Here is a 350-nt window from a genome sequence, read left to right as displayed (position 1 = left end):
TTCTTAGGGAGACGGCACTTGGTAACAGGTGTCGTCCACCCGACAAGAATAAGTTACAATGTGTTCGATTCTTAGTTTAAGCACTACGTAAAACATGAAGAGAAAGCATCAACATCCTCTTCACACTCATCATTTCGGTGAAAGCTATCGCTCCCTAACTCCACGCTCTCCCAAACTCGCTTCCATCCAATCCTCAACCTCACTATCCACCCAAGCGACGGCTCTATCACCTAAATTGATTGATTGATTGCGGAAAGTTATTATCATTCATTTTTCTGTAAATCGCTGAACGGCTAAGGGCGGTCTTTTGCATTACTTCTTTTAGTTTTAGAAATCTCATGGGACGTCCT

The 350-nt window shown here is 42.9% G+C and carries 1 pseudogene; it reads right to left on the bottom strand.

The annotated features are described in order from the left end of the window. Positions 1-144: 144 nt before the first annotated feature. Positions 145-340: pseudogene (locus HC723_RS17090) on the bottom strand (AlpA family transcriptional regulator). Positions 341-350: the final 10 nt, after the last annotated feature.

This window comes from Vibrio sp. S11_S32 (assembly GCF_014694465.1).
GTDB lineage: Bacteria > Pseudomonadota > Gammaproteobacteria > Enterobacterales > Vibrionaceae > Vibrio > Vibrio algicola.
The sequence above is the reverse complement of the archived record's forward strand: the minus strand, read 5'-3'. Positions and strand labels throughout refer to the sequence as shown.